We start from the raw sequence: 6,823 nt of genomic DNA, 5'->3' as shown, positions 1-6,823 counted from the left end.
CGCTGGCCCGAACTGTCCTCGCCCGCCGACCTCTATCTCGAAGGCAGCGACCAGCATCGCGGCTGGTTCCAATCCTCGCTGCTCGAAAGCTGCGCCACGCGCGGGCGCGCGCCCTACAAGGCGGTGCTGACCCACGGCTTCACCATGGCGAGCGACGGCCGGAAGATGTCGAAATCGCTCGGCAATACGGTCGATCCGATCAAGGTGATGGAGCAATATGGCGCCGACATCATCCGGCTGTGGGCGCTGTCGGTCGACTTCACCGAGGACCACCGGATCGGCGAGGAGATCCTCAAGGGCGTCGCCGACCAGTATCGCAAGCTGCGCAACACCTTCCGTTACCTGCTCGGCGCGCTATCGGATTTCGACGAGAGCGAACGGGTCGATGTCCTCGAGATGCCCGAGCTCGAGCAATATATGCTCGCGCTGCTGCACGATCTCGACAACGAGCTGTCGGTCGCCACCGCCAATTTCGATTTCAACGCCTATACCCGCCGGCTGTCCGACTTCGCGAACGAGGATCTGTCGGCCTTCTACTTCGATATCCGCAAGGATTGCCTTTATTGCGATGCGCCGGACGATCCCAGGCGGCTCGCCTATCGCACGGTGCTCGACACGCTGTTCCAAGCGCTGGTGCGCTACGCCGCGCCGGTGCTGGTCTATACCGCCGAGGAAGTGTGGCTGAGCCGCTATCCCAAGGCGAAGAGCGTCCATTTGCTGACCTGGCCCGAACTGCCCGAGGCCCATGCCGACATGCACAAATGGCAGCGGCTGCGCGAGTTGCGTGAGCGGGTCACCGAGGCGATCGAGCCCTTGCGGCGCGAGAAGACCGTCCGTTCGAGCCTTGAAGCCGAAGTGGCCATTCCGGAGGACGCCGCACCGGCGGAAGTCCCGGAAGACGTCCTTGCCGAATTGTTCATCACCGCGACAGTCACCCGCGCTAAAGCCGACACCGTGACGATTGTACCGACATCCCACCACAAATGCGGCCGCTGCTGGCGGCACCTGCCCGAGGTCTCGGAAGACGGCGCGCTGTGCGGCCGCTGCGAAGACGTGGTGGCAGCGATGGACGCCGCCTGATGCGCTTCCTCTCCCGCATCCATTTCTGGGGCCTGGCGATCGCCGCCGCGCTGTTCGCGCTCGACCAGTGGGTCAAGTGGCTGATGGTCTATCCGCTGCAGTTGCGGCAGCAGGGCGAGATCGTCGTCACCTCCTTCTTCAGCTTCCGCTATGCCGAGAACCGCGGGGTCTCCTTCGGCATGTTTCCCGCCGAATCGCTCGAGACGCGGCTGCTGCTGATCGCGGTGACTTCGCTGATTTCGCTGGTCGTGCTGGTGTGGATGTTGCGCGAGAAGAGATTCATCGACGTGCTGGCGCTGGCGATGATCCTCGGCGGAGCGCTCGGCAATATCTGGGACCGCCTGCGCGACGGATATGTGACCGACTATCTCGACCTCCATTTCGGTGGAATAAGCATCTTCAACATTTTCAACCTGGCCGACACCTGGATTACCCTGGGTGTCGTGATAATCCTTGCCCGTGCCCTCTTCCTGCGCGAAAAGCAGCCGCAAGAAGGCCACGAGGCTCACATCGAAGGGGCGGAAAAGCCCGCGGAGACCAATTGATGCGCAAGATCCCGACCACCATCCTGCTCGCCACCGGCGCGGCCCTGCTCGCCGGATGCGGCTCGAGCGGGCTGTTCGACCGCGACCGCCCGGACGAATTCGCGGTCCAGCGCCAGGCGCCGCTGGTGGTCCCGCCCGATTTCAACCTTGTCCCGCCGGAACCGGGCGCTCCCCGCCCAGCCGAGGGAACCGCCAGCCAGCAGGCGCTCGATGCGCTGTTCGGTGGCCCCGCCCCGCGCTCGGGGATCGAGACTTCGGCACTCGATCAGGCCGGGCCGTCTGCTCCGGGCATCCGTTCGGCGATCGGCGACCAGCAGACCCACACGGTCGACAAGGGCGCGATCACCCGCACGATCATCGCCGCGCCGCAGGGCGACGGGCGCGAAGCGCAGGCAGTCATCCCCGGCTGAGCTCGAGCGCCAGTTCCTGATTGGAATGGCCCGCCGCGTGCGGGCCTTTTCATTGCTTGCGCGCGGGCTAGCCGTCCTCGGCTTCGCGCTTCTTCCTGCGCCTGAGCGGGCTGACGATCAGCTTGTCGATCCGCCGCCCGTCCATGTCGACGACTTCGAAATGCCAGCCCTGTACGTTGAAATGCTCGCCTTCCTCGGGCAGGTTCTTGAGCACCCACAGCACGAAGCCGGCTACCGTCGCGAATTCGCGCGGTTCGGGGAGGTCGAGCGCCAGCCGGTCGGCCAGTTGGTCGACCGGCATCGCGCCCGAGACGAGCAGCGAGCCGTCATGCCGCTCGACCAGCAGGGGGCCTTCGCCCTCGTCCTGGTGGCTGGCGAAACTGCCGGCGATCGCCTCGAGCAAATCGGCCGAGGTGACGACGCCCTCGAGATGGCCGTACTCGTCATGCACCATCGCCATCGCGATTTCGGACTGCTGGAGCATCCGCAGCGCGTCCATCGCGTCGAGCTGGTCGGGGATGACCTCGGTCTTGCGGGCAAGGGCCTCGAGATCGACCGGCCGGCCCTCGACGAGCAGTGCAAGGACATCCCGCGTCTTCACAACGCCGATCACCCTGTCGACCGATTCGTCGGCCACCGGCAGCAGCGAATGGGGCGAAGCCTCGATCGCGGCGCGAATTTCCTCGACGCTGGCCGATCTCTCGATCCAGTCGACCTCGGTTCGCGGAGTCATCAATTCGCGCACCGGCCTGCTGGCCAGCTTCATCACGCCCGCCAGGATCGCCCGCTCTTCCTCGGCGATCACGCCCGATCGGGTCGCATCGGCGAAGATCATCTGCAGCTCTTCGGCGGTCAAGCCATGTTCGCCGCGATGCCGGATGCCCATGATCCGCAACAGGAAGGCGGAAGAGGTGTCGAGCACCCAGACGAACGGTGCGGCCAGCCGGGCCAGTAATTCCATCGGCCGCGCCATGATCAGCGCGATCGGCACCGCGGCGCGCAGGGCGATCTGCTTGGGCACCAGTTCTCCCGCCACCAGGCTGAAATAGGTGGTCAGGATAATGACCAGGAAGAACCCCGCGTCGTCGGCGTAACGCTCTGCCACTCCCAGCGCTTCGAGCCGTTCGCCGACCGGCCCGCCCAGGGTGGATCCCGAATAGGCACCGGCGATGATGCCGACCAGGGTGATCCCGATCTGCACCGTGGAAAGGAATTTGCCGGGGTCCGCAGCCAGCCGGATCGCAACTTTTGCCGACGCACGGCCACGGTCCGCCGCAACCCTCAGCTGCGCTGTCCGCGCCGAAACGATCGCGAGTTCCGACATCGCGAATACCCCGTTCAACAGGATAAGTGCCGCAATAATCACGACATCTGGCCAGGGAAATGGAGTCACGCTTTGCCCGCTAGCAGATTTGGTACACCGCGCAAAAGACACAGTTCATGGAACAACCTTGCGGCTCCTCCGTTCCTTGTGGTGTAATCCGCGTAGATGCTGCAATGCGCATAAGGTACAATGCAATATCGCACAAACATGCTGAAGGATGCCTTCCAGATGAAAAAATCCCGGATAATGCTTTCGAGCCTGGGCGCAATCGCGCTGGTCTCGACGTCGTCTTGCGTCACCGATCCGAATACCGGCGAACAAAAAGTCTCCCGGACAGCGATCGGTGCGGTCGGGGGCGCGGCCGCCGGCTACCTGCTTGGCGGGCTGATCGGCGGCAAGACCGGCAGGATCGTCGGCGCCGGGATCGGCGGCGTGGCCGGCGGCGTAATCGGCTACCGCATGGACCAGCAAATCAAGGAGTTGAAGGAAGATACTGCCGGATCGGGCGTCGACGTTACCGAAACGCCCGATGGTCAATCGATCCTGGTCAACCTGCCCGACGGCGTGACTTTCGCGGTCGACAGTTCGGCGATCAGCCCCGCCTTCCAGGGTACGCTCGACCAGATCGCCAACAGCCTGGTGCAATATCCCGACAGCCTGGTCGATGTGATGGGCCATACCGATTCGACTGGTTCGGAGCAGTATAATCTCGATCTTTCCAGGCGCCGCGCGAATTCGGTTGCGGATTACCTTGTCCTCCGCGGCGTTTCGCGCGCCCGGATCGAGACGATCGGCTATGGTGAAAACTACCCGGTCGCCAGCAACGAGACCGCGGAAGGCCGCGCGCGCAACCGCCGGGTCGAGATCAGGATTACCCCGATCAGCGAGGAAGAGGCCAACGCGGCGCGCGGCAATTGATCGCCTGTCCGCTATGAGCCGGGAGGGCCGGCCCGCGCGCCGGCCTTTGCTAGTTGCCGGTGACTGCGAGTCTCCTCGCCCGCTCCGCCAGCCGTTCGACCGCCGCGGCATGGATGGCAGGTGCGCATACCAGCAGGCCGAATGCTCGCGGATCGCGCTTGTTGTAGACCAGGCTCTCGCCGAAGGCATCGCTCACCGCCGCGCCCGCCTCGCGCGCGATCAAGGTCGCGGCGGCAATATCCCATTCGAAGCCCCAGCGCAGCGTCGCCACCAGATCGGCAGCTCCGGAAGCGACCATCGCAATCCGCAAGGCGATCGAATTCGGCTTCTCGACCATGACGAGGTCCGCATCCTCCTTGGGGAGCCAGTCTGAAGGGACGCGTGCACCGGAGAATTGCTTGCGCTCGCTTGCCTGTAGCCGCGCACCATTGAGGCGCGCACCCTGCCCCGCGACAGCCGCCCATTCCTCTCCGCGGGCAGGGGCGAACAGCATTCCGATAAGCGGGCGCCCTTCGCTGATCAGCGCGACCGAAATCGTCCAGCCGGTCCGCCCGCGGATGAAGTCGCGCGTCCCGTCGATCGGATCGACCAGCCAGCACAGGCCCTTTGCAAGGCGTTCGGGATGATCGGCGCTTTCTTCCGAGAGCCAGCCCGCCGAGGGGAGCAAAGCCAGCAACTCCCGCCTGAGAAAGCCGTCTACCTCGATGTCGGCGGCGCAGACGGGACTCCCCGGGGTCTTTTCCCAGCTTTCGAGGCCGGGCCCCCCGGAATCTTCGGCACCCGGCCATTGGCGCATTGCGATCCGGCCCGCTTCGCGGACGATTTCTTCAAGACGATGGCGGTCGATCATGGCTTGAAACCTGTGTTGCGCTGCACCGCAGCACTTTTCAAGCGCAGCCGCTTGTGCTTAGGCGCTGCGGTCCGTCGCCCACCACCAAGAAGGCAGCACGATCCCCATGAATATTCACGAATACCAGGCCAAGGAATTGCTCGCCAAGCATGGCATCGGCGTGCCTGCAGGGCATGCGGCGATGAGCGTCGAGGAAGCCGTGGCGGCGGCCGGTAAGCTTCCGGGGCCGCTCTATGTGGTCAAGGCGCAGATTCATGCCGGCGGGCGCGGCAAAGGCAGGTTCAAGGAACTGGGACCCGACGCCAAGGGCGGGGTGCGGCTGGCGCATTCGGTTGCGGAAGTCGAAGCGAACGCCAAGGAGATGCTCGGCAACACGCTGGTGACGATCCAGACCGGCGAGGCGGGCAAGCAGGTCAATCGGCTCTATGTCACCGACGGGGTCGATATCGCTTCGGAATTCTACCTTTCTATGTTGGTCGATCGCGGCAGCGGTCGGGTCGCAATGATCGTCTCGACCGAGGGCGGGATGGATATCGAAACCGTCGCGCATGACAGCCCTGAAAAGATCTCCACCATCGCGATCGATCCGGCGCAGGGCTTCATGCCACATCACGGCCGTTCCGTGGCCTTCGCACTCAAGCTCACGGGCGAGCTCAACAAGGCGGCGCAGAAGCTGGCTAAGCAACTCTACGATGCCTTCATCGCGCTCGATTGTTCGCTGCTCGAGATCAACCCGCTGATCGTAACCAAGCAGGGCGGCCTGCTCGTGCTGGATGCGAAAATGAGCTTCGATTCGAACGCCGAGTTCCGCCACCCCGAACTCGTCGCCCTGCGCGACGAAAGCGAGGAAGACCCGATGGAGGTCGAAGCCGGCAAGTTCGACCTCGCCTATATCAAGCTCGACGGGAATATCGGCTGCATGGTGAACGGCGCTGGCCTCGCCATGGCGACGATGGATATCATCAAATTGAACGGCGCCTTCCCGGCCAATTTCTGCGATGTGGGCGGCGGCGCGAGCAAGGAAAAGGTTACCGCGGCGTTCAAGATCATCCTCTCGGACCCGGCGGTCGAAGGGATCCTGGTCAATATCTTCGGCGGGATCATGCGCTGCGACACGATTGCCGAGGGCATCATTGCCGCAGCCAGGGAAGTCGACCTCAAGGTCCCGCTGGTGGTCCGGCTCGAAGGGACCAACGTCGCCAAGGGCAAGGAAATACTCGCCAATTCCGGCCTGCCGATCGTCTCGGCCGACGATCTCGGCGACGCGGCGAGGAAGATCGTGGCGGAAGTCAGGCAGGCAGCCTGATGCGCGCACTTCCTGCCTGACGCTACGGCATCGCTGCGGCCCGTTGCAGGGCTTGACCGGTCGCGCAGGTCGCGCGATGGCTGCGTCCAAGAACGGCCTGCCCCTCGGGCCGAACCGATTTCCGGAGGATGCACCCCATGAAGATCCTCGTCCCCGTCAAGCGGGTGATCGATTACAACGTCAAGCCACGGATCAAGGCGGATGGCTCGGGCGTCGACCTGGCCAATGTCAAGATGAGCATGAACCCGTTCGACGAGATCGCGGTCGAAGAGGCGATCCGGCTCAAGGAAGCGGGCAAGGCCGAAGAAGTGGTCGCGGTTTCGGTCGGCCCGGCCAAGGCGCAGGAAACGCTGCGCACGGCGCTCGCGATGGGGGCCGACCGCGCGATCC

General features: G+C 64.3%; 8 protein-coding genes. 6 read left to right on the top strand and 2 right to left on the bottom strand.

Annotation, left to right across the window (positions count from 1 at the left end):
* From AC16XC_RS05045 to AC16XC_RS05035, 3 genes are all read left to right on the top strand, one after another.
* A partial coding sequence (locus AC16XC_RS05045) for a class I tRNA ligase family protein (RefSeq protein ID WP_484033554.1) occupies positions 1 to 1,080 on the top strand: 1,080 nt, incomplete at its 5' end.
* On the top strand, positions 1,080 to 1,625 hold the full coding sequence (gene lspA, locus AC16XC_RS05040; RefSeq protein ID WP_484033553.1) for a signal peptidase II: 546 nt from the start codon (positions 1,080 to 1,082) through the stop codon (positions 1,623 to 1,625). The genes AC16XC_RS05045 and lspA, both read left to right, overlap by 1 nt.
* On the top strand, positions 1,625 to 2,035 hold the full coding sequence (locus tag AC16XC_RS05035) for a DUF3035 domain-containing protein (RefSeq protein WP_484033552.1): 411 nt from the start codon (positions 1,625 to 1,627) through the stop codon (positions 2,033 to 2,035). Before lspA ends, AC16XC_RS05035 begins: the two co-directional genes overlap by 1 nt.
* Positions 2,036 to 2,102: 67 nt before the next feature.
* On the opposite strand, the gene AC16XC_RS05030 is transcribed toward AC16XC_RS05035, so the two are convergent.
* The gene (locus AC16XC_RS05030) at positions 2,103 to 3,428 is read right to left on the bottom strand and encodes a hemolysin family protein (RefSeq protein WP_484033551.1); all 1,326 of its coding nucleotides are present in this window, start codon (positions 3,426 to 3,428) and stop codon (positions 2,103 to 2,105) included.
* 159 nt (positions 3,429 to 3,587) lie between these two features.
* On the opposite strand from AC16XC_RS05030, the gene AC16XC_RS05025 reads away from it, so the two are divergent.
* The gene (locus tag AC16XC_RS05025) at positions 3,588 to 4,277 is read left to right on the top strand and encodes a YiaD family glycine zipper/OmpA-like lipoprotein (RefSeq protein ID WP_484033550.1); all 690 of its coding nucleotides are present in this window, start codon (positions 3,588 to 3,590) and stop codon (positions 4,275 to 4,277) included.
* Positions 4,278 to 4,326: 49 nt separating this feature from the next.
* On the opposite strand, the gene AC16XC_RS05020 is transcribed toward AC16XC_RS05025, so the two are convergent.
* Complete coding sequence (locus AC16XC_RS05020; RefSeq protein ID WP_484033549.1) at positions 4,327 to 5,127, bottom strand: 3'(2'),5'-bisphosphate nucleotidase CysQ; 801 nt, start codon at positions 5,125 to 5,127, stop codon at positions 4,327 to 4,329.
* A 106-nt stretch (positions 5,128 to 5,233) separates the two neighbouring features.
* Here AC16XC_RS05020 and sucC point away from each other — a divergent pair, with 106 nt between their 5' ends.
* Together sucC and AC16XC_RS05010 are read left to right on the top strand one after the other, a co-directional pair.
* Positions 5,234 to 6,433 (top strand): ADP-forming succinate--CoA ligase subunit beta, encoded by a 1,200-nt coding sequence (gene sucC / locus AC16XC_RS05015; protein ID WP_484033548.1) that lies wholly within the window; start codon positions 5,234 to 5,236, stop codon positions 6,431 to 6,433.
* 137 nt (positions 6,434 to 6,570) lie between these two features.
* A partial coding sequence (locus tag AC16XC_RS05010; RefSeq protein ID WP_484033547.1) for an electron transfer flavoprotein subunit beta/FixA family protein occupies positions 6,571 to 6,823 on the top strand: 253 nt, incomplete at its 3' end.

Source organism: Candidatus Andeanibacterium sp. (genome assembly GCF_057143545.1).
This window is presented reverse-complemented; position numbering and strand designations above follow the sequence as displayed.

What these genes read in the sequence shown, in the direction of transcription:
- lspA (WP_484033553.1), top strand. Translation starts at nt 1,080, where the DNA reads ATGCGCTTCCTCTCCCGCATCCATTTCTGGGGCCTGGCGATCGCCGCC.
- AC16XC_RS05035 (WP_484033552.1), top strand. Translation starts at nt 1,625, where the DNA reads ATGCGCAAGATCCCGACCACCATCCTGCTCGCCACCGGCGCGGCCCTG.
- AC16XC_RS05025 (WP_484033550.1), top strand. Translation starts at nt 3,588, where the DNA reads ATGAAAAAATCCCGGATAATGCTTTCGAGCCTGGGCGCAATCGCGCTG.
- AC16XC_RS05020 (WP_484033549.1), bottom strand. Translation starts at nt 5,127, where the DNA reads ATGATCGACCGCCATCGTCTTGAAGAAATCGTCCGCGAAGCGGGCCGG.
- sucC (WP_484033548.1), top strand. Translation starts at nt 5,234, where the DNA reads ATGAATATTCACGAATACCAGGCCAAGGAATTGCTCGCCAAGCATGGC.